Genomic DNA, 1939 nt, shown 5'->3' on the forward strand with positions numbered 1-1939 from the left:
CGCCGTCGGGGTCGTGATCGGGTGCCCAGGACGGCTCCGGGACGGCGGCCCAGCCGCCGCTGTGCTCGGGGCCGCGTGGGCTCGGGATGTCCGCGGGGACCGGGGCGAACCCGACCGGGTCGGTGAGCTCGCGGTCCGCGTGCCGCGCGCGGGGGGACATCAGTACCCACCGCCGTAGCCGCTGCCGCCGGTGGACGGGGCCGGCGCCTGGGCCGGGGCCTCGGCGGGTGCGGGGGCCGGCGTCGCGGCCGGGGCCGGGTCGGAGGCGTCGGTCCGGGTCGCGGTGAAGTCCCAGGACCTCCCGTCGGCGCGGGCGGTGCCGGTGGCGACGCCGTCGGCGACGGTGTACTCGACCTCCGCGCCGTCCTTTCCGGTCAGGCGGGTGGTGCCGCCGGGGGTGGCGGTGCCCTTCGTCCAGGACTCGATGCCGCGGTTGTCGCAGACGTAGGCCTTCACGGCGCCGTCGGTGACCCGGATGTCGACGGTGACCTTCCCGTTCGTCGACCGGCCCTTGTAGACGACCTCGCCGGTCGCGGCCGGTGCCGGGGCGGCCGTCGGAGCGGGCGCCGCCGGGAGGGCGGACGAGCCGGCGGCCTGTTCGACGGCGGCGGGGGCCGCCGCGGGCAACGGTTCCGGTTCCGCGGTGAGCACGACGTTGGCCGTCGCGGCCCCGGCGGCGACCGCGCCCACGGCGACCATGGTCAGGAGGGGTCCGGAGAGTCGCATGTCAGCCCACCTCGATCCGGACCGAGTCGAACGCGGGCGTCTGGTTGGCCCGCTGCATCATCGGGGTGCGGTGCGACCCGTCCCCCGCCCACGACGAGCACTGCAGCTCGCCGGTCTGCTCGACCCCGGGCACGTCGATCGTGACGCTGTCCGGCCGTGCCCCTCCACCGCCGTCCTCGGTGGCCTGGAAGAACAGCGGATCAGGCGACGAGTCCGGTGCCTCGCCCGGGTCGGGCAGGATCCGGCAGGCGGTGTGGAAGTGGCCGCGCTGGAGTCCCTGGCCGTCGAGCAGGGACGCCTCGGCGTAGTAGCCGCCCTGGGCCGCGGGGAGGAACCGGTCGCGGACCAGGTTCCGGGTGCTGACGGTCAGGCGGAACGACTCCCCGGGCCGGACCTTCGTCGGGGCCTGGGTGATGAGCAGCGACGGGCTGCGGTCGGCGTCGGCGACCTCGCCGAACGCGGTGGACACGCAGCGGGGCGCCTTCTGGAAGCCGTCGTGGGCGGTGAGCCGGCTGCCGGAGCAGTCGACGGCGAGGATGTCGAGCGCCGACTGCGCGCCCTTCTTCTCCCCGTCGCCCGCGTCGGGCCCGTCCCCCGCGCCGCCGGCACCCTGGTCGGCCGAGCCGCCACCGGCCCCGGCGCTGTCACCGGCCCCGTCACCGGAGCCCGATGAGCCGGAGCCCGATGAGCCGGAGCCCGATGAGCCGGAGCCCGTGTGCCCGGCGTGGTCGTGCTCCCCGCCGCCCCCGGAGGAGCTCCCGGATCCGGAGGCACCCTCGGAGGAGCCGGAAGAGCCGGAGGAGCCGGATCCTCCGGACGAGCCGGTCGAGTCGGACGGCCCGGAGGCGACGTTCGCCGGCCGGTCGCTCCGGTCGGCGGAGGCAGCCCCGGCGGCGTAGGCGGCGGGCCCGGCGACGAGCAGGCCCAGGGCGAGCGCGGTGACCGCGATCGTCCTGCTGCGGCTGGTGGTGGATCTCATCGGTATCGGCTCCTCGGGGCGGTGCGGTGCGCTCCGGTGGTGCGGGAGGGCGGCGCTCCGGTGTCGGTGTCCAGGTCGAGGTCGTGGGGGGTGGCGTCGGTGAGGCCGGGCCCGGGATCGGGCTGCGGCCGGACGGGTGGCACGTGCGCCAGCTCGTCCCAGGGGTCGGGTGGGCCGACCGGCAGGGCCCGCCGGGCGCCGTCGCGGGGGTGGCGCGGGGCGGGGACGAAGGCG

2 protein-coding genes and 1 pseudogene are annotated in these 1939 nt (G+C 77.3%); all 3 read right to left on the reverse strand.

The window, feature by feature from the left end; genetic code table 11:
• Nucleotides 1-159: 159 nt before the first annotated feature.
• The gene (locus NH602_RS30550; protein WP_253069648.1) at nt 160-726 is read right to left on the reverse strand and encodes a hypothetical protein; all 567 of its coding nucleotides are present in this window, start codon (nt 724-726) and stop codon (nt 160-162) included.
• Between the two features lies 1 nt (nt 727).
• Entirely contained in the window at nt 728-1705 is a 978-nt protein-coding gene (locus tag NH602_RS30555; protein WP_253069649.1) for a hypothetical protein, read from the reverse strand.
• A pseudogene (locus NH602_RS30560) lies at nt 1702-1939 on the reverse strand (hypothetical protein); the annotation flags it as partial. The pseudogene NH602_RS30560 and the gene NH602_RS30555, both read right to left, overlap by 4 nt.

Source organism: Pseudonocardia sp. McavD-2-B, from assembly GCF_024124365.1.
GTDB lineage: Bacteria > Actinomycetota > Actinomycetes > Mycobacteriales > Pseudonocardiaceae > Pseudonocardia > Pseudonocardia alni.